The following is an 18,165-nucleotide window of genomic DNA, read 5'->3' as shown; positions in this document are numbered from 1 at the left end:
ATGAAAGTTCGCGCTCAGGTTGCCATGGTCCTCAACCTCGACAAGTGCATCGGCTGTCACACCTGCTCGGTCACCTGCAAGAACGTGTGGACCAGCCGAGAAGGCGTCGAATACGCCTGGTTCAACAACGTCGAGACCAAGCCCGGGATCGGTTTCCCCAAGGAATGGGAAAACCAGAAGAAGTGGAACGGCGGCTGGCGGCGCAAGAAGGACGGCAAGATCGAGCCGCGCATTGGCGCTCGCTGGCGGGTGTTGGCCAACATCTTCGCCAATCCGGACCTTCCGGAGATCGACGATTATTACGAGCCCTTCACCTTCGACTACGACCATCTGCAATCGGCGCCGGAGATGAAGACCTTCCCGACCGCGCGGCCGCGCTCGCTGATCACGGACGAGCGGATGGAGAAGATCCAATGGGGCCCGAACTGGGAGGAAATCCTCGGCGGTGAATTTTCGAAACGGTCGAAGGATTCGAACTTCGCCGACATCGAGAAGGAGGTTTACGGCCAGTTCGAGAAGACCTTCATGTTCTATCTGCCGAGGCTGTGCGAGCACTGCCTCAACCCGACCTGCGTCGCGGCCTGCCCGTCAGGATCGATCTACAAGCGCGAGGAGGACGGGATCGTCCTCATCGACCAGGACAAGTGCCGCGGCTGGCGGATGTGCATCTCCGGCTGCCCGTACAAGAAGATCTACTACAACTGGAAAAGCGGGAAGGCCGAAAAGTGCATCTTCTGCTACCCCCGCGTCGAAGCCGGCTTGCCGACGGTCTGCGCGGAAACGTGCGTCGGGCGCATCCGCTATCTCGGGGTCATACTCTACGACGCCGACCGCATCGAGGAGGTTGCGTCGACAGAGGACGAGCAGGACCTTTACGAAAAGCAGCTCGAGATCTTCCTCGATCCCAATGACCCCGAAGTGATCGCCCAGGCGAAGCTCGACGGCATTGCCGATAACTGGTTGGAAGCGGCGAAGCTGTCGCCGATCTGGAAGATGGCGATGGAGTGGAAGATCGCCTTCCCGCTCCACCCTGAGTACCGGACCCTGCCGATGGTCTGGTACGTGCCGCCGCTGTCGCCGATCCAGAATGTCGCCGAACGCGGCCACATCGGTTTCGACGGCGAGATTCCGGACATCGCCAAGCTCCGCGTGCCTGTGAAATATCTCGCCAACCTGCTGACTGCCGGCAAGGAAGAGCCCGTCGTCGACGCGCTCAAGAAGATGTTTGCGATGCGAATCCACATGCGCGATCGCGAAGTCGACGGGCGCGCCAACATGGCGGTTCTGGATCAAGCCGGGCTCAGCCAAACGCAGGTCGACGAAATGTACCGTTACCTCGCGCTCGCCGATTACGAGGATCGGTTCGTGATCCCGACCTCGCACCGCGAGGTCAGCGAGAACGCGCACGAAATCCGCGGCGGCTGCGGCTTCAGCTTCGGCAACGGCTGCAGCGGCGGCGGACGGACCGAACCGAGCCTCTTCGGCTCGCCAAAGAAGCCGGGCCATGTTCCGATCCCAGGCAAGAAGCAGAGGGCGGCATGATTACGCTGAAAGCGCTTGGAGCGCTGCTCGATTATCCGACGCCCGAACTTCAGTCGGCGCTCGACGAGGTCGAGCAGGCGATCGGCGAGGAGCGGGCGATCCCGGCCGCTGAGCTGGAGGGTGTGAACGTCTTCATCGAGCGGCTGCGTCGGAGCGATATCATGGATGCGCAGGAATATTGGATCGGCCTGTTCGACCGCTCCAAGCGGCTGGCGCTCCACCTTTACGAGCACAGCCATGGGGAGAGTCGCGATCGCGGCCAGGCGATGGTCAATCTTGCGCTGATCTACCGGATGAACGGGTTCGAGCTGGATGCGGCCGAGATGCCGGACTATCTGCCTCTCTTTCTCGAATTCCTGAGCGTGATTCCGGAAGTCCACGCGCGCCGCTACCTGACGGACGCGATCGAGATTATCGAGGCGCTGAGAATCCGCCTGGAAGAGCGGCATTCTACTTATGCCGCTCTGCTCGGAGCGCTGGTAACGCTCGCGCACCGTGAGGCCGATGATGCGGAAGTGGAAGCGATCCTGGCCAGCGAGCCCGAGGACCCGAAGGACCTCCAGGAGCTCGACCGCGAATGGGCCGAGGACCCTGTCGATTTCACCGCCGGGTCGGCGCTTAAGGATTGCTCCTATTCGGGTGACTCCGTTCGCAGTCGAGCGGCCCAACTGGCGAGAGCGGGAGCGTAGGAATGCAGGATTCCCTCAACACCGCCGCGTTCGGCGTCTACCCGTACATTGCGCTTTCGATTTTCCTTATCGGCAGCCTCGTTCGGTTCGACACTGACCAGTACGGCTGGAAATCGAAGTCGAGCCAGTTCCTCCGCCGCAAGGAGCTCGTGTGGGGCTCGATCCTGTTCCACGTCGGAATCCTCGGGATTTTGGGCGGCCATGCGGTCGGCCTTTTGACTCCTGTCGTCATTTTCGAGTTCCTCGGCATAAGCCACTCGTTCAAGCAAATGATGGCGATCGTCGTCGGAGGCGTCTGCGGCACCGCTTGCTTCATCGGGCTGGTGATGCTTCTCCACCGCCGTCTGTTCGACAGCCGGATCCGCAAGACCTCGAGCGTCAGCGACATCGCCGTGCTTTTGCTCCTGTTCGCTCAGCTGTCGCTCGGAATGGCAACCATCCCGCTGAGCCTCGGCCACCTGGACGGGCACATGATGGTGCAATTCATGAATTATGTTCAGGGTATCGTCGTCCTGAACCCGCAGCCGGAGCTGATCGCGGGCGTGCCGCTGGTCTTCAAGCTGCACATGTTCCTCGGCTTCACGATCTTCCTGATCTTCCCGTTTACCCGGCTGGTGCACGTGTGGAGCGTTCCGCTCGGCTATCTCGCGCGCCGTTACCAGGTGGTTCGGACCAAACGCCGCGCGGTCGCCCGGGAAGCCGATGAGGACCTTCCGCCATATGTCGCGCGGCCGGTTCTTAGCCCCGCACCCGTGCGCCGGAAAAAGGCGGCTTGAGATGATCAGCGTGAACGGAGTGGCGATCGACCAGGACGCAATCGGTCGCGAGATGCAGCACCATCCAAGCCGGTCGCGGGATGACGCCGAACGGCAGGCCGCTACCGCGCTCGTCGTCCGCGAGCTGCTCGTTCAGCGTACTCGCCAGCGCGAAATCGCCGGCGCGAACGAGGACGAGCGCATCGCCAATCTGATCGAGCAGGAGATCCGCGTCCCGGAGCCCACGGAAGAAGAAATCGCGCGCTATTACCGCCGCAATACGCTCCGCTTCATGACCTCGCCGCTGTACGAGGCCGCCCACATCTTCTTCCCGGCCCGCCAGGGTGATGAAGCCGCTCGCGCCGAGGCGAGAGCCAAAGCCGAAGTCCTTCACGAGGAACTCGGACGCAACCCGCGCCGGTTCGGCGAACTGGCGAAGGCGCACTCGGCCTGCTCGTCAAAAGAGCAGGGCGGCTCGCTTGGTCAGGTGACGAAGGGCGATACGAATCCGGAGCTCGAGCGGGCGATGGCTACGATGGATGTGGGTTCGATGCGCGTCGTGGAATCGCGCCACGGTTTCCACCTTGTCCGCCTTGATCGCCGCGTCGCTGCAAAGCAGCTGCCGCTGGAACAGGCCAAGCCCTGGATTGAGAACCGCCTTCGCACCGCCTCGAAGCACCGCGCGGTTGCTCAATATCTTCAATTGCTGGCAGCCGGAGCCTCGATCCAAGGCATTGAGCTCGCCGCGGCCGACAGCCCGCTGGTGCAATGATGCTGCTCGGAAAAGTCATCAAGCTGGCCATGACGGCGCAAAGCGACTTCCCCGAGGATGTCTTCATCCGGGAACCAGAGTTTGCGCCGTTGCTCCAGACGGAAGCGGCACGCGCGGGAATGGACTTGCCGCGGTTCGTCGCCGACACCGTCAGCAGGTTCATGGCTTATGAGGACGGCGAGAGCTGGACGACCGTCGTCGGCAACATCCAGCGCACCGATGATCCCGGCTATGCCTTCATCTCGACGATCATGCACGCGCGCGTCGATCACCATTGCGAGCAGCACGAGCCGCACGATCACCACCATCGCCGCAGAGACGAAGAGAGACCTGGAATCCCGTCTGTCAGCACTAGCTAGGGGACTCTCCTTATGCCGGAGTGAGCCAGATCACCTTATCAGGTGATCCACGTCACCGGAGAGGACGGTCGCATGCTTACGCCTGCAAAACGTCATCTTGAAGATCTCCCCGCCGACCACCCGTGCGCGGGCTGTAAAGTTCGGGACAAGGCTGTCTGCGGCGTGCTGGACTGCGCTGACCTAACCAGTTTCAAGAGTCTTGGAAGGACGGTCAGGCTCAGCTCCGGCCAGGTGCTGTTCCACGAGGGCGATCCCGTCTCGCGCGTGTTTACCCTGACCACGGGCACGCTGAAGCTTTACAACCTGCTCGCCGATGGCCGGTGTCACGTCGCCGGTTTCGTCTCCCCCGGAGATTTCCTGGGAATCAGCATGGACGACGAGCATGTGTTCAGCGCCGAGGCGGTCGAGGCATCCCAATTGTGCTGGTTCCCAAGAACCCGTTTCGACGGCTTCGTCGAGGATCATTCGCCAATGGAGCGTGAGCTCTATCGAATGGCCGCGCACGAGCTCGCTTCGGCGCATCAGCAGATGATGCTTCTCGGGCGTAAGACGGCGATCGAGCGGCTCGCGACCTTCCTCATCGTCCTCGCCGGGCGGGCCGCCGGCACTTCGGACTCGGTCGGCACCATGGTGCAGTTGCCGATGAGCCGGTCTGATATCGCCGACTATCTCGGCCTGACAAAGGAAACGGTGAGCCGGGTCCTGTCCAGCTTCCGGCGGGATCACCTGATCCGTCTCTGCTCGGTCCACCAGATCGAGATCCTCGAGCTTCGGCGTCTCGAGCTACTGGCTGCATCCGGGGCCTGACCGTCGAGCATTTTCCGTCGACGGAACAAACGCATTAGAACCGGCCATGGACTCGACCACAGTTCTTGCATTGGCGCTGCTGTTTGCACTTGGCGCGACGCTTTACTCGTCCGTCGGCCACGGCGGCGCGTCGGCCTATATCGCCGCGATGGCGCTGTTCTCGGTCGCGCCGGAGACGATGAAGCCGACGGCGCTGGCGCTGAATCTGCTCGTCGCCGGCTTCGGCACGTGGCGGTACTGGACCCGGGGGCTGACCAACTGGAAGCTGCTGGGAGCTTTCGCGCTGACCGCCTTTCCGGCCGCGTTCGTCGGTGGCGGAATCCACTTGCCAGCAATCTATTATAAACCGCTGATCGGAATCTTGCTCTGGCTGGGCTCGCTGCGGCTCCTGTGGCAGCCGAAGTTCCTTGCCGAGCGCGAAGTTCGCGCGCCGTCCTACTGGGTCACATTACCTGCCGGGGGAGTCCTCGGCTTGTTGGCGGGGCTGACTGGAACCGGCGGCGGAATCTTCCTCAGTCCCCTTGTCATTCTCAACGCCTGGGAAGAACCGAGGCGCACCTCCGGCGTGGTAGCCGCGTTCATCTTACTCAATTCGGCGGCCGGTCTCGCGGGAAACGCGGCGTCGGTCGGTCGCCTGCCGCATGAGCTCCCGATATTCCTGGGGTCGGTTTTCACCGGCGCGCTGCTCGGAACCTGGCTCGGCGTCGAGCGGCTGCCCCGCCCATGGCTGCTGAGGACGCTTGGAGCGGTGTTGGCGGTGGCCGGCGCGAAGTTGCTGTTCACGTGACGGACGTTGCGGTGGTTATACTCGCTGGCGGCGAGGGGCGGCGCATCGGCGGCGCAAAGCCGCTGCGCCAGCTCGGGAAAAGGCGGCTCATCAACTGGGCACTCGATCGCGCTCAATGCTGGTCGAACGTCGTTGCGGTTGCGGTCCGCGATTTCGCGCAGGCCCCATCGGTGAATGCCGAGATTGTCCAGGACGACGCCGTCGAAGGGCCGTTTGGTGGACTCGCAGCGGGCCTGAAGTTTGTCCGCACCAAAGGCTATCCTTTCCTGCTCACCATCCCCGCCGACATGCCGTTCCTGCCGCCCGACCTGCTCGACCGTCTCCGTGCCGCAATCGAGGACTTCGGCTGCGCGATCGCGAGCAGCGGCGGGCATGCGCATCCGGTGTGCGGCTTGTGGCGCGCGTCGACGCTCGAGAAAGTCGATGATTATGTTTTGAGCGGAGGCCGGTCGCTGAAGGGCTTTTCGGCGCTGGTCGGCGCGATCGAGGTCGAATGGGCCGCCGGTCAGAAGGATCCCTTCTTCAACATCAATTCCGCGGACGATCTCGCCGAGGCAGAGAAGCGGATCACCTAGAAATCCAGGACGTCGACGAGCTCAATCGCCTCATCGAAGCTGATCATAAGCTATGCTGATACGGAATGGCCCGACGAATTCCTCAGAAAATGAGTTCTTGCCGGTAAGGTTCACGCAGGCAGACATTTGCCCGCTGGTGTACCCATGACATTTTCACGCTTTGGTCATGAGTGACCGTTGTGAGCTTTCCAAGGCTTCCGCTCCGCACGAATCAATGCAGGCCGTGCGAAACCGATATTCCGTGCTTCCGTGGTGCTTGCTTCGGCCCCACGATCACGTTTCAGACTTTCGCCAAGTATCTGAAAAAAATGGTGGACGCACTAGGGCTCGAACCTAGGACCCGCTGATTAAGAGTTTCCTGTCCATCGGAGAAAAATCAGCAGTTTTCTGAGATTTCTGCGGATAATTTGGCATTGCGAGAAGGGACATAAAGGGCCCTAAGGGGACTGGAAAGATGGCAATTCCCTACGTTTTTCCCTACGTTTTCTTCGCGGGTCCTACGTTCAAGGCGGTCAAGAGCCGATCCCACCGAGACGGCTTCGGCCACGTCCGTCGAACCTGCTTCCAGTTCAGCTGGACATCGGTGAACACGGTGACACCCCACTCACCCCCTCGGGTGATTGTGCCGTTACCGGCATGCATCTGGGAAATCTGCAAATCGTGCGTGCTAATCCGGTCGATCGCCATCTGCCCAATCCGCCCCCAAACCGTCAACTCTTCTTCGCAGATGCGATCCATCAGTTCGTTATGGATGATCTGCATGGGCGTGTTGCCGACCACGTTTGCTATGCCCCAGGCAGACTGCCGTGCCACATACATCGCCACATCCGGCAGTGGCGCGTCTCTGGTCGGCAGCTTCGCCCGTGTCGGTCGCCTGTTCGGCTTCCAGCCCAGTTGCTTGGCCACACTGACGAGTGCGACGGCGACGGCGAGCGCCAATATGATCGCGAGCAACGCAACCAGAAGGTAGGACAGCGGCGCAAACAATCGCACAATCGCAGTGAGCGTTGACAGCCATAGGGCCAACCCAACGACGATGCCCGTTGGGAACAGAAGCAGCAGCAACGATTGCAGAGTGAAAGCATGGCTGATCCCAGACCAAGCCTTTCTCAGAACCCCCATAATCGTGATCCCTATAGTTCAACGCCGTTTCGTCGACTTATCGTATGATCCGTATCGCTTTCTCCGAATGCCGAACTTCTTCGAGAATGACTCATCGAGCCGACGGGCGACCAAGATCAGGTTGTTCGAAAGGACGACGATTTCATCGTATCCCGTCCCGAAGTGCTTACCCTTCTCAAGCTTCCAATCATATTTTAGGCCATGCAGTTTGCGCAGCGTCGTTTCGGAAACCACCCTCCGGTTGTGCGTGTAGATATTCCGTATCTCGATAGCCAATATCAGCAGCGTTCGCTCTTCATCGTTCTCAAACATTTGAAGGCCGGTTCGCTTGCGAACGAACCGCTCAACGTCCTTTATGTTCGAATAGCTTAGGTCATTGACCTTTCTCTCGACGAGATATGCAATCAAGTCGGAGTAGCGAGAAAATCTTAGAACATCTTCGACCTTAATCGTCTCCTCGGAGCGCAAAATCTCGGGACGCTTGATGATCGCTTGCTGGATGATTTCGGAGAGATAGCTGAGGAAATTGTCTACCGTTCGGATGACAATGTTTTCGCCTTGCAGGTCACCGAATTCGTTGAGTTTCTTCTGAGTAGGGGACGGCTCCTCTTCGATGGCCTTCAGATCGGCGGCATACCGTTCTGGATCGACGGACGCCAACGCCTTGACTGCCCTTGCCCGCGCTTCATCGGACTTGGACGCAAGGTGCAGGCCGAAAAAGAAAAAATCGAAAACCTTGAAATGCCGTTTGAGAAATCTGCGAAGCTGAACGGTGCAGAGTTCCTGCTTCTTCGGCATTTGTAGCGGCGGAATGTCCCGGTCGTTCTTCTCCGCTGCATCGGCCACATCAACATCAGCGCTAGACATCGCTGCCCCCCACGAACGCACCTTCACGACCGAGCAGCGATAGGATGTGCGGATCGGGATGTTTAGGCAACACCGGGGGGTCGCCTCGACCAGTGCTCTCCCCAATACTTGCTGGGGTGTGATGCTTAGACCCGCTGACTGTGTGATTGACGGCATCAGCGGGGCTAGTGCCGCTTCACCGCTGGACCGACTCTGCTCGTCGAATAATCGCCCTACGTTTTCCCCTACGTTCAGATGAAAGGAAGCCCAAGGCACGGCAAAACGTAGGGAATGGTTACGGCATCGAAACCACAAATTACTGATAACACGAGAGAAAAAATGGTGGACGCACTAGGGCTCGAACCTAGGACCCGCTGATTAAGAGTCAGCTGCTCTACCAACTGAGCTATGCGTCCACTGCCGTCAGGCGGAAGCTCCGGCGGCTCCATTCGCGCCTTGAGCGGCGGCGCCGGTAGCATGCGCTTAAATGGGGCGCAACCGCCCGGCTTCAAGACTATCCGGCCAGGCCTGAGCGGGTGCGCTGCTGCCGTTCCAGCGCCATCAGCAGCCCGAGGCACAGCATCACCGTCATCACCGCCGAGCCGCCGAAGCTGACCAGCGGCAGCGGCACGCCGACCACCGGCGCCAGGCCCATGACCATCATGAGATTGATCGACACGTAGAAGAAGATCGTCGCCGACAGCCCTGCCGCGGCGAGCTGGCCGAAGCGGGTGCGCGAATTGGCGCTGACCTTCATCCCCCAGCGGATCACCAACCCGAAAGCCGCGATCAGCAGGACGCCGCCGGCGAACCCCCATTCCTCCGCCATGGTCGCGAAGACGAAGTCGGTATGCCCCTCGGGCAGATAGTCGAGGTGGCTCTGGCTGCCGTGGAGGAAGCCCTTGCCCCAGATCCCCCCCGAGCCGATCGCGATCTTCGACTGGGCGATGTGATAGCCGGCGCCGAGCGGGTCGCTTTCGGGATTGAGGAAAGTGTCGATGCGCTTCTTCTGGTAGCCGTGCATGAACTGGTAGGCGATCGGCGCCGCGACCGCGATCATGCCCGCGGGCGCCGCGAACACCCACCATGGCAGTCCGGCAAGGAACATCACGGTCACGCCGCACAGGACGACCATGATGCAGGTGCCGAGGTCGGGCTGGACGAGGATCAGGAAGGCGGGGACTCCGAGCAGCACCGCGGCCGGCCAGATCGCGCGCCACTTGCGGATCTCGGCGGCGGGCACGAGCTCGTAGAAGCGCGCCAGCGTCAGCACGATCGCCGGCTTCATGAATTCCGACGGCTGCAGGCGGACGGGCCCGAGGTCGAGCCAGCGCTGCGCGCCCTTGCTGACGAAGCCGAGCGCCTCGACGCCGATGAGCATGACCAGGGTGACGCCGTAAACCGGAAAGGCGAGCGACTTGATGGTCGCCTCGCTCATCCACGACATGCCGACCGCGACGCCGAGGAAGAACAGGAAGACGACACCCTGCTTGATCGCCCAGGGCTGCACCGATCCGCCGGCGGCCGAATAGAGCACGATGAGCCCAAACGAGGCGATCGAGGCGACGAGGAAGATCAAGCGCCACGGCAGCCGCGCCAGCGGCCGCGGGATGATCGCCGAGGTGATCATGCCTGCGTGGCGCGCGAGGCTGACTTGAAATCGGCGAGCTGGCGAGCGTTGCGCTCAGCCAGCGTCCCGCCCCATTGCTCCTCCAGCGGAGCGAGCGCCGCGAAGGCCTTCTGCTTGTCGAACAGATAGGTCATCGAATCGCGAACGATCGGCGCCGCTGCGGAAGCTCCGAACCCGCCATGCTCGATGATGCACCCGATGGCATAGCGCGGCTTGTCGACCGGTGCGAAGGCGATGAACAGCGCGTGGTCGCGCAATGCCCAATTCGACTGGTGGCCGCGCTCGCCAAGGCGGAAGACCTGGGCGGTTCCGGTCTTGCCGGCCATCAGGATGCCGTCGAGCGGCAGCTTCGAACCCACCGCGGTGCCATGATCGTTGACGACCGACCCCATCGCCTTGCGCACGAATTCCAGATGCTCCGGATCGACGTCGAGCGCCGGGATTGGTTTTCGCGGCTTGCCCATCAGCAGCCGCGGCTGAATCAGCTTTCCGGATGCCAGCCGTCCCGGCATGACCGCCAGCTGTATCGGGTTGATGAGCACATATCCCTGGCCGATCGACGTATTGGCAGTATCGTACCCCTGCCATTTGCGGTGGTATTTCTTTTCCAGCCATTCCGGGCTTGGCATAGTGCCGTAGCGCTGGGTCGGGATGGGCAGGTCGAATTCCTCGCCGTAGCCGAGGTAATTGACCATGTCGGTCGTCGCCTGGGGGTCGGTGATCAGGCCCGTGGCCCAGAAATAGGTGTTGCAGCTGCGCTCCACCGCAGAATGCATGTCCATCGGCCCGTGGACCGCGTCGCACCGGAAATAGCGGTTCCCGATCTGGTAGCCGCCCGGGCAGTTCACGCGCCGCTTGGGATCGACCCCCTGCTTGAGGAATGCGAGCGCCATAGCCGGCTTGATCGTCGATCCTGACGGGTAGAGCCCCTGCGCCACCTTGTTGAGGAGCGGGAGGTGATCGTCCTCGGACAGCATCTTCCATTCCGTCCGGCCGATGCCCTCGCTGAAGCTGTTGGGGTCGAAGGCGGGCATCGACACATAGGCGAGCACGTCGCCGCTCGTCACATCGACCGCAACGAGGGCGCCCGACTGATCGCCCATGCGGCGGGCGGCATATTGCTGCAGCCCTTCGTCGATCGTCAGCTGGACGGTTTCGCCGCTCCGGTCGGGCTTGGGGTCGAGCTCCTTGACCAGTCTGCCACGGGCGGTCACCTCGACGCGCTGGCCGCCGGGGGTCCCGCGGAGATAGGGCTCGAGCGTTTTTTCCAGACCCTGCTTGCCGATCTTGAAGCCGGGGATGATGAGGAGCGGGTTCTTGTCCTCGGCCTCATATTCCTTGGCATTGGCGCTGCCGACATAGCCGACGAGGTGAGCGACGGCCGGGCCGTCCGGATAGTAACGCGAATAGCCTCGCGTCGCCTGGACGCCCGGTAGATCGGGAAGACGGACGGTTACGCCGGCATATTGCTCATAGGTGACATTCTCGCCGACCTGGACCGGCTGGAAGCCCCGTGATTCGGCAAGCTCGGTCCTGATCCGGGCGACTTCCTCCTCATCGAGCTGGAGCAGGCGGGCGAGCTCCGGAACGATATCGCGTCCCTTGTCGAGCTGCTGCGGAATGATGTCGACGCGGAAGCTGGCCCGGTTGATCGCGATCGGCTTGCCGTAGCGGTCGATCATCCAGCCGCGCCGCGGCGGTACGGGGATCAGCTGGACGCGGTTGCTCTCGCTCAGCAGCTGGTATTTCTCGTTCTGCGCGACGGCGAGCCAGCCGAGCCGGCCGATGAGCAATCCGCCGACCGCGACCTGCGCCCCGCCGAGCACGATCATGCGGCGGGAAAAGGTGATCGACTGGTGCGTGCTGGTGATCCGGATCGGCTTCATCGGCCGAGCCTCCAGCGGTCGACGCGCGAAACGGCCCAGGCGCTCAAGGGGAAGGCGCAGACCGAGATCAGCAGCTGCGGGAGCATCATCGAGAAGGGGATATCTGCGCCGATCAGCCGCGCCACGCGCCAGTGAAGCCACTCGTTGAGCGCGATCAGCACCGCCGCAACCATCCATTCGATCCAATAGTCGCGCCACAAGGTGCGGCGGTCGACGAGATCGAGCGCCAGCATCGTGGCACTCCACAAAGCTATTGAAAAGCCTATCGGATATCCCGTGAACAGGTCGTTGACGAACCCCAGCGGAGCCGCCCACCAGGCGGGCCACGGGTCGGCCCGGAGGAGCCGCCAGCTAATCAGCGCGAGATAGCCGAAATCGGGGAACCAGCCGCTCGTCGAGACGATCGGGAGCGCCGACAGGAGCGAGGCTGCAATCACCGTCGCGGCGGGCACGAACAGCGCCAGCGGGCGCGGCGCATGGCCAAACCTCTTGGGCGAGGAAAGCGCCGCGCGGACCATCAGGGCGCCGTATCGGCCGCGGGCTCGGCCTCGGCGGCGATCGCGGTCGGCTCGAATGCCGGTTCGACGATGGCAAAGCTGGTGGTCGCCGGATCGGACAGCGGAAGCGCGATCCCGCCGTCGTCCTTCAGCGTGACCACGCGGGCGACGGGCACCAACGGCGGGTAGAGGCCGCCGGTCCCTGATGTGATGATGATGTCGCCGGGCCGGAACGGATTGCGTCCGACCTCGAGCGGGCGGATCTCGACCGTGCCGTCGCCGCGCCCCTGCACGATCACCGGGATCCCGTTGCGGAGCAGGCGGGCGGGGACGATGCTCGTCCGGTCGGAGACGAGGAGCACGCGCGAGGCGAAGTCGCCCACATCGACGATCCGCCCGACGAGCCCGCTGGCCGAACGCACCGGCATGCCTTCTCCGACTCCGTCCCTCGATCCGGCCGAAAGGATCGCGAACCGACGCGGGCTGTTGAACGAGGAGCCGACGATCCGCCCGGTCGCGACGGTGTCGCGGACGCGCTGGCGCAGCTGCAGCGCGGCCTTTAGCTGGAGGTTCTCCTGGTGGATGGCCTTGGCCTCCACCATCCGCTGAAGCATAGCCTTGCGCTCGCGCTTGAGCTCGCCGTTCTGGCGGGCGGCGTCCCAGTAATCGTCGGCGCCGGTGACGAGGCCCTGCGCCGTGACGCTGACTTCATGAAGCGCGGTGGCGACCGGCCCGGTGACGTCGAGCGCGACGCCGCGCAGCCCGTCGAACGTCTTGGGCGCGATCAGCGAAACCGCCAGAAGGATGAGGCCGATCACGATCCCGGCGATCACCGCCAGGAAGCTGAAGAACAGCCCGTACTGGGCTCGACGCGACCAGCCGGGGCGCGCGGTCGCCACCGCTCAGCCCTCCGCTATGCGGTCTGCAGCACGCCGCGGAACTGCTCTTCCTCCAGCGCGCGGCCGGTGCCGAGCGCGACGCAGGTCAGCGGGTCGTCGGCGACGGTGACGGGAAGGCCGGTCTCGTCGCGAAGCACTTCGTCGAGGCCCTGGAGGAGGGCGCCGCCGCCGGTGAGGACGATGCCTTGGTCGCAGATGTCCGCGGCGAGCTCCGGAGCGGTGTTCTCGAGCGCGATTCGCACGCCCTCGACGATCGTCCCGACGGGCTCCGACAGTGCTTCGGCGATCTGGCCCTGGTTGATCGAGATTTCCTTGGGCACGCCGTTGACGAGGTCGCGGCCCTTGATGTGGACCGTCTTGCCAATCCCGTCGACCGGCGGCTTGGCGATCCCGACCTCCTTCTTGATCCGCTCGGCCGTGGCTTCGCCGATCAGGAGGTTGTGGTTGCGCCGGACGTAGGAGCTGATCGCCTCGTCCATCTTGTCGCCGCCGACGCGCACCGACGTGGTGTACGCGAGGCCGCGCAGGGAGAGGACGGCGACCTCGGTGGTGCCGCCGCCGATGTCGACCACCATTGAGCCGATCGGCGCGGTCACCGGCATGTCGGCGCCGATCGCTGCGGCCATCGGCTCCTCGATAAGGAAGACGGCGCTGGCGCCGGCGTTCGAGGCGGCGTCGCGGATCGCCCGCCTTTCGACTGACGTGGATCCGCTGGGGACGCAAATCACGATTTCCGGAAAGCGCCAGGCGCGCATCTTGCCGCCGTGCACCTTGTGGATGAAGTGCTTGATCATCTGCTCGGCGACGTCGATGTCCGCGATGACGCCGTCGCGCAGCGGGCGAATCGCCTCGATTTGGTCGGGCGTCTTGCCCATCATCAGCTTGGCGTCCTCACCGACCGCCTTGACCTTCTTGACCCCGTTGATCGTCTCGATGGCGACGACCGACGGCTCGTTGAGGACGATCCCGCGGCCGCGGACATATACGAGCGTATTGGCGGTTCCGAGATCGATCGCCATGTCGTGCGACATCCACTTGAACCAACGATTCCAGAACATTCCTACCCCGTCTCGCCTAGAGTCCCTCAAGCCGCGGAAAACAGCTCCCGCCGCTTAACCCCGAATTGAATACTTCCCATTGAATGCGCTCTGAATTTTTTCCGAAAAATCAGTGCTTCGCCGGCGGCCTCGGAATGAGCTAGGAATGGTTAACATGTCAATAAGAAGGCTGCCTGCCGAGCTCATCAATCGTATCGCCGCGGGCGAGGTCGTCGAGCGCCCGGCGAGCGCGCTCAAGGAGCTGGTGGAAAATTCACTCGACGCCGGGGCGAATCAGGTCGCGGTCCGGCTCCATGCCGGCGGGCTCGAGCAGATCGAAGTGGCCGACGACGGCCGCGGCATGGCGCCCGACGAAATGCGCCTCGCGCTCGAGCGCCATGCGACCTCGAAGCTCCCGGGTGACGCGATCGACCGCGTGACGAGCTTCGGCTTCCGAGGCGAGGCGCTGCCGTCGATCGCGAGCGTGTCGCGTCTGACTCTGGAGAGCCGCGCGCGTGGTTCGGACGGGTGGCGGATCGAGATCGACCACGGGCAGGCGTCAGGAGAGGAGCCCGCTGCGCTCCCGCCGGGGACGCGGGTGCGGGTCCAGGGGCTGTTCGACAAGGTCCCGGCGCGCCGCAAGTTCCTGCGCAGCCCACGCGCCGAATACGCCGCCTGTCTCGATACGGTGAAGCGGCTGGCGATGGCGCGGAGCGACGCCGGCTTCACGCTCGACCATGACGGCCGGAGGATCCTTACGCTCGCGCCCGCCGAGCCGCCGGCGCGCGTTGCCGAGATCCTGACGCACGAGCTCGAGCGGCACGGCATCGGCATCGATTGCGCCCGCGAGGGGATGCGGCTGACGGGTGTGATCAGCCTTCCGACTTTCAACCGCGGCGTCGCCGACCGGCAGTTCCTGTTCGTCAACTCGCGGCCGGTGAAGGACCGACTGCTGGTCGGCGCGTTGCGCGGCGCCTACCGCGACCTCATCGCCCGCGACCGCCACCCGATCGCGGCCTTGTTCCTCGAGGTCCCGCTCGAGGAGGTCGACGTCAACGTCCACCCGGCCAAGACCGAGGTCCGCTTCCGCGATCCTTCGGCGGTGCGCGGGCTGATCGTCGGCGGTCTCCGCCACGCGCTCGACGAGGAGAGCGGACGCAGCGCCGCCCGCGAGCAGGCCGCCGCTCCGGTGATGTGGACGACGGGCGCGATTTACGATGCCGCCCTCAATCGTCATCCCCGCGAAGGCGGGGACCCAGCCAAACAAGAAAACTGGGTTCCCGCGTTCGCGGGAATGACGGGCGTGGCCGAAGACCACCGCCTTTTCACCCAACCCCCCGCCGCGCGTGCCGAGGCTGCGGACGAACCCGTCCCGAGATTCCCGCTCGGCGTCGCCCGAGGCCAGGTCGCCGCAACCTACATCGTCGCCGAGGCCGAGGACGGCCTCGTGATCGTCGACCAGCACGCCGCGCACGAGCGGCTGGTGCTCGAGCGCATGCGCTCGGCGCGTGACGGCGGGACCGTCGCTCGCCAGGCGCTCCTCATTCCCGAGGTTGTGGAGCTGGAAGAGCCCGATTGCGACCGTCTCGAGGGCGCCGCCGCCGACCTCGCCGAGCTTGGCCTGGAGGCCGAGCGGTTCGGACCCAGCTCGATGCTGGTTCGCTCGGTGCCCGCTGCGCTCGGGAAAACCGACATTGCCGGCCTGCTCGCCGACCTCGCCGGCGAGATCGCCGACCTCGGTGGCCCGCTCAGCCTTCGCGACAAGCTCGACCTCGTCGCCGCGACCATCGCCTGCCACGGCTCGGTCCGCGCCGGCCGGGTCCTTTCGGTCGCCGAAATGAACGCCCTCCTGCGCGAAATGGAAATCACCCCGCGCTCGGGCCAATGCAACCACGGCCGCCCGACCTGGGTGAAACTCGGCCACGGCGAAATCGAGAAACTGTTCGGTCGGAGGTGAGCTGAATTCAGACGTCGGCGTCCCACCCATTTCAGACCCTGGCAGATCGAGCTCGCTCTTCGCTCAGAAGAGATTGATCCAATCCGACCGGATGAGGATCGCCGTCAGCAGGAAGCTGGCGCACGATAGTGCCCACGGGTTGGCTGCAAGTCTGTTCAGCGACTTCGACATCGCGATCCCTTTGTGGGCAGTCGAATACCGCTCCGGCTTGCGGTTCGGCGCGGCGACGGGCGCGGTCATGCGAACAACTGATGAGAAAAAAGCAACTGGTAACCCATAACCAGCGTCCCGAAGGTCGACAGGGCGGTCAGCACCATCACCGCATGGATCTTCGCCGGCAGGCCGTCCGCTTTGCGAGCCGGCGAGGGGACGCTGGCCCGCTCCATCAGCAAGCTCGCGAGAAGATCGGTCGGCATCTCTGCTTCCAACTTATCCACGTGCGACACTCGCGAACTGGATAGTGCCGGCCAGCGCAGGGCTGACGGTCGCGCCGATTGTCGCGGCGCTCAGCGTGAGTGCAGCGGAAATGGCGATTATGGTGCGCTTTGCGGATGATGCAGACATGTTGATTGGTCCCTTTTTCAGTCGCCTCGCGGCTCCTGCTCAACTCTATTCATGAAGCGTGCCAAGCCCGGGAAACTGCCATTTCTTGGTTGCGGGGCGCTCCGGACGTGGCGAAGCTGCACCAAGGTTCGGCAAATCATCCCAACCTGCGCCAGGTAGCTTGCCCGTAACCATTCGCCTGCTAACCTGACCGCAGGGAATGGGGTCTCCCTTTTAACCGCCGACCGGCCGATGACTCCTGCGGGCGCACTCGTGCTGCAGGTGGAGGTCTATGCTGTATTTGATCGTATTTCTCGGCGCCGGCATCGGCGGAGCCATGCGCCACGGCGTCAACATCGGCGCGGCGAAGCTGTTCGGCCCCGGATTCCCGTCCGGCACCTTCATCGTCAACGTCGCCGGCTCGTTCGCGATGGGGCTGCTTGCCGGCTACTTCGCCTATCGCGCCGGCGTGCCTCAGCACCTGCGGCTGTTCCTCACGACCGGCATCCTCGGCGGCTTCACGACCTTCTCCACCTTCTCGCTCGACGCGGCGGTGCTGGTCGAGCGCCACAGCTACGGAATGGCGGCCGTCTATGTCGTGGGCAGCGCGGCGGCAGGCGTCGCGGCATTGTTCATTGGCCTGGCGCTGTTTAGGAGCGGCGGCCAGCTGCCCTGAGAACAAGCCCATGAACATCGACCTCATCCCGATCGGCGACGACCCGCCGAACACGATCAACGTCATCATCGAAGTGCCGGTCGGCGGCGAGCCCGTGAAATATGAGTTCGACAAGAAATCCGGCGCCCTGTTCGTCGACCGCATCCTCCACACGCCGATGCGCTACCCTGCCAACTACGGCTTCGTCCCCCACACCCTCTCGCCCGACGGCGACCCGATCGACGCGCTGGTGGTCGCGCGTTCGCCGTTCATTCCCGGCTCGGTCGTCCGGGCGCGCCCGATCGGTGTGCTGTTCCTCGAGGACGAGCACGGCGGGGACGAGAAGTTGATCGCCGTCCCGGTCGATTCGACCTTCCCTTATTATTCCGAGGTCGCCGGGCACGAGGATCTGCCCGAGATCGTGATGAAGCAGATCCAGCACTTCTTTACCCACTACAAGGACCTGGAGCCGGACAAGTGGGTGCGCGTCGGCCGCTGGGGAGATGCCGACGAAGCGCGGCGCGCGCTGGTCGAGGCGATCGCGCGGGCCACGGCCGTGGCGACTGCCCGGCAGGCCTGAGGCGCAAGACTTTTCGCGGCTGTTCTGCTACTGTCGACGTTCCCTGCAGGAGGCGCGCCATGGCAGACGACGACCGCATCTATTTCGCCCGCCGCGCCGCCGAGGAGCAGGAGCTGGCGCTGAGTTCCGCCGATCCCGGCGTGGCCGAGGCGCACCGCAAGATGCAGCGCGCCTATCTCGAGCGCGCGAGTGTCGGGGGCCGCCCGGAGGCCCAGCTGCCGCCGCAG

Annotated in this window: 20 protein-coding genes, 1 tRNA gene and 1 riboswitch; of the genes, 11 read left to right on the top strand and 10 right to left on the bottom strand. The window is 63.7% G+C overall.

Annotation, left to right across the window (positions count from 1 at the left end; translation table 11 throughout):
* Genes narH through mobA form a run of 8 tightly spaced genes read left to right on the top strand, consistent with a single transcriptional unit; the run spans nt 1 to nt 6,286 of the window.
* Nucleotides 1-1,542, top strand: a complete 1,542-nt coding sequence (gene narH / locus GH737_RS00105; protein WP_155262829.1) for a nitrate reductase subunit beta — start codon at nt 1-3, stop codon at nt 1,540-1,542.
* Nucleotides 1,539-2,231, top strand: coding sequence for a nitrate reductase molybdenum cofactor assembly chaperone (narJ, locus tag GH737_RS00100; protein WP_155262828.1), 693 nt, complete (start codon nt 1,539-1,541; stop codon nt 2,229-2,231). Before narH ends, narJ begins: the two co-directional genes overlap by 4 nt.
* 2 nt (nt 2,232-2,233) lie before the next feature.
* Nucleotides 2,234-3,007 (top strand): respiratory nitrate reductase subunit gamma, encoded by a 774-nt coding sequence (narI, locus tag GH737_RS00095; RefSeq protein WP_155262827.1) that lies wholly within the window; start codon nt 2,234-2,236, stop codon nt 3,005-3,007.
* 1 nt (nt 3,008) lies between these two features.
* A complete protein-coding gene (locus tag GH737_RS00090) occupies nt 3,009-3,758 on the top strand; it encodes a peptidylprolyl isomerase (RefSeq protein WP_230558539.1) in 750 nt (249 codons plus the stop codon).
* Entirely contained in the window at nt 3,758-4,117 is a 360-nt protein-coding gene (locus GH737_RS00085) for a hypothetical protein (RefSeq protein WP_155262825.1), read from the top strand. The genes GH737_RS00090 and GH737_RS00085 overlap by 1 nt, the downstream gene beginning before the upstream one ends.
* Before the next feature lie 42 nt (nt 4,118-4,159).
* On the top strand, nt 4,160-4,924 hold the full coding sequence (locus tag GH737_RS00080) for a Crp/Fnr family transcriptional regulator (RefSeq protein WP_155262824.1): 765 nt from the start codon (nt 4,160-4,162) through the stop codon (nt 4,922-4,924).
* Between the two features lie 46 nt (nt 4,925-4,970).
* Nucleotides 4,971-5,711 (top strand): sulfite exporter TauE/SafE family protein, encoded by a 741-nt coding sequence (locus tag GH737_RS00075; RefSeq protein WP_155262823.1) that lies wholly within the window; start codon nt 4,971-4,973, stop codon nt 5,709-5,711.
* On the top strand, nt 5,708-6,286 hold the full coding sequence (gene mobA / locus GH737_RS00070) for a molybdenum cofactor guanylyltransferase (protein WP_196232886.1): 579 nt from the start codon (nt 5,708-5,710) through the stop codon (nt 6,284-6,286). Before GH737_RS00075 ends, mobA begins: the two co-directional genes overlap by 4 nt.
* Nucleotides 6,287-6,763: 477 nt before the next feature.
* Here mobA and GH737_RS00065 read toward each other — a convergent pair whose 3' ends face one another.
* The 8 genes from GH737_RS00065 to GH737_RS00035 all read right to left on the bottom strand — a co-directional run bounded on the left by GH737_RS00065 (nt 6,764) and on the right by GH737_RS00035 (nt 14,224).
* Nucleotides 6,764-7,351, bottom strand: a complete 588-nt coding sequence (locus tag GH737_RS00065; RefSeq protein ID WP_196232885.1) for a hypothetical protein — start codon at nt 7,349-7,351, stop codon at nt 6,764-6,766.
* Between the two features lie 75 nt (nt 7,352-7,426).
* Entirely contained in the window at nt 7,427-8,302 is an 876-nt protein-coding gene (locus GH737_RS00060; protein WP_196232884.1) for a hypothetical protein, read from the bottom strand.
* Nucleotides 8,303-8,594: 292 nt separating this feature from the next.
* Nucleotides 8,595-8,670 (bottom strand) — tRNA-Lys (locus GH737_RS00055).
* A gap of 98 nt (nt 8,671-8,768) precedes the next feature.
* Nucleotides 8,769-9,884, bottom strand: a complete 1,116-nt coding sequence (rodA, locus tag GH737_RS00050) for a rod shape-determining protein RodA (RefSeq protein ID WP_155262819.1) — start codon at nt 9,882-9,884, stop codon at nt 8,769-8,771.
* The gene (gene mrdA / locus GH737_RS00045) at nt 9,881-11,770 is read right to left on the bottom strand and encodes a penicillin-binding protein 2 (RefSeq protein WP_196232883.1); all 1,890 of its coding nucleotides are present in this window, start codon (nt 11,768-11,770) and stop codon (nt 9,881-9,883) included. The genes rodA and mrdA overlap by 4 nt, the downstream gene beginning before the upstream one ends.
* The gene (gene mreD, locus GH737_RS15060) at nt 11,767-12,288 is read right to left on the bottom strand and encodes a rod shape-determining protein MreD (protein WP_196232882.1); all 522 of its coding nucleotides are present in this window, start codon (nt 12,286-12,288) and stop codon (nt 11,767-11,769) included. Before mreD ends, mrdA begins: the two co-directional genes overlap by 4 nt.
* Nucleotides 12,288-13,166, bottom strand: coding sequence for a rod shape-determining protein MreC (gene mreC / locus GH737_RS00040; RefSeq protein WP_155262817.1), 879 nt, complete (start codon nt 13,164-13,166; stop codon nt 12,288-12,290). Before mreC ends, mreD begins: the two co-directional genes overlap by 1 nt.
* Before the next feature lie 14 nt (nt 13,167-13,180).
* A complete protein-coding gene (locus GH737_RS00035) occupies nt 13,181-14,224 on the bottom strand; it encodes a rod shape-determining protein (RefSeq protein WP_155262816.1) in 1,044 nt (347 codons plus the stop codon).
* 154 nt (nt 14,225-14,378) lie between these two features.
* Between GH737_RS00035 and mutL the strand changes: the two genes are divergently transcribed.
* On the top strand, nt 14,379-16,160 hold the full coding sequence (gene mutL, locus GH737_RS00030) for a DNA mismatch repair endonuclease MutL (RefSeq protein WP_155262815.1): 1,782 nt from the start codon (nt 14,379-14,381) through the stop codon (nt 16,158-16,160).
* A 63-nt stretch (nt 16,161-16,223) separates the two neighbouring features.
* Here the strand turns inward: mutL and GH737_RS00025 are convergent, their stop codons facing one another.
* Entirely contained in the window at nt 16,224-16,400 is a 177-nt protein-coding gene (locus GH737_RS00025; protein WP_155262814.1) for a hypothetical protein, read from the bottom strand.
* Nucleotides 16,397-16,576: a hypothetical protein gene (locus tag GH737_RS00020; RefSeq protein ID WP_155262813.1), complete on the bottom strand. Its 180-nt coding sequence runs from the start codon at nt 16,574-16,576 to the stop codon at nt 16,397-16,399. Before GH737_RS00020 ends, GH737_RS00025 begins: the two co-directional genes overlap by 4 nt.
* Before the next feature lie 334 nt (nt 16,577-16,910).
* Nucleotides 16,911-16,972, top strand: a riboswitch (Fluoride riboswitch).
* 23 nt (nt 16,973-16,995) lie between these two features.
* Between GH737_RS00020 and crcB the strand changes: the two genes are divergently transcribed.
* Complete coding sequence (gene crcB, locus GH737_RS00015) at nt 16,996-17,379, top strand: fluoride efflux transporter CrcB (RefSeq protein ID WP_155262812.1); 384 nt, start codon at nt 16,996-16,998, stop codon at nt 17,377-17,379.
* A gap of 10 nt (nt 17,380-17,389) precedes the next feature.
* A complete protein-coding gene (gene ppa, locus GH737_RS00010; RefSeq protein ID WP_155262811.1) occupies nt 17,390-17,938 on the top strand; it encodes an inorganic diphosphatase in 549 nt (182 codons plus the stop codon).
* Nucleotides 17,939-18,165 lie beyond the last annotated feature (227 nt).

The organism is Sphingomonas segetis, from assembly GCF_009720245.1.
Taxonomy (GTDB): Bacteria; Pseudomonadota; Alphaproteobacteria; order Sphingomonadales; family Sphingomonadaceae; genus Sphingomicrobium; species Sphingomicrobium segetis.
This window is presented reverse-complemented; position numbering and strand designations above follow the sequence as displayed.

Bases quoted from the DNA above. Each gene is read 5' to 3' on its own strand.
- GH737_RS00075 (WP_155262823.1), top strand. From the start codon at position 4,971: ATGGACTCGACCACAGTTCTTGCATTGGCGCTGCTGTTTGCACTTGGC.
- rodA (WP_155262819.1), bottom strand. From the start codon at position 9,884: ATGATCACCTCGGCGATCATCCCGCGGCCGCTGGCGCGGCTGCCGTGG.
- crcB (WP_155262812.1), top strand. From the start codon at position 16,996: ATGCTGTATTTGATCGTATTTCTCGGCGCCGGCATCGGCGGAGCCATG.
- narI (WP_155262827.1), top strand. From the start codon at position 2,234: ATGCAGGATTCCCTCAACACCGCCGCGTTCGGCGTCTACCCGTACATT.
- narJ (WP_155262828.1), top strand. From the start codon at position 1,539: ATGATTACGCTGAAAGCGCTTGGAGCGCTGCTCGATTATCCGACGCCC.
- GH737_RS00025 (WP_155262814.1), bottom strand. From the start codon at position 16,400: ATGACCGCGCCCGTCGCCGCGCCGAACCGCAAGCCGGAGCGGTATTCG.
- mutL (WP_155262815.1), top strand. From the start codon at position 14,379: ATGTCAATAAGAAGGCTGCCTGCCGAGCTCATCAATCGTATCGCCGCG.
- GH737_RS00020 (WP_155262813.1), bottom strand. From the start codon at position 16,576: ATGCCGACCGATCTTCTCGCGAGCTTGCTGATGGAGCGGGCCAGCGTC.
- ppa (WP_155262811.1), top strand. From the start codon at position 17,390: ATGAACATCGACCTCATCCCGATCGGCGACGACCCGCCGAACACGATC.
- GH737_RS00085 (WP_155262825.1), top strand. From the start codon at position 3,758: ATGCTGCTCGGAAAAGTCATCAAGCTGGCCATGACGGCGCAAAGCGAC.
- narH (WP_155262829.1), top strand. From the start codon at position 1: ATGAAAGTTCGCGCTCAGGTTGCCATGGTCCTCAACCTCGACAAGTGC.
- mrdA (WP_196232883.1), bottom strand. From the start codon at position 11,770: ATGAAGCCGATCCGGATCACCAGCACGCACCAGTCGATCACCTTTTCC.
- GH737_RS00090 (WP_230558539.1), top strand. From the start codon at position 3,009: ATGATCAGCGTGAACGGAGTGGCGATCGACCAGGACGCAATCGGTCGC.
- mreD (WP_196232882.1), bottom strand. From the start codon at position 12,288: ATGGTCCGCGCGGCGCTTTCCTCGCCCAAGAGGTTTGGCCATGCGCCG.
- GH737_RS00035 (WP_155262816.1), bottom strand. From the start codon at position 14,224: ATGTTCTGGAATCGTTGGTTCAAGTGGATGTCGCACGACATGGCGATC.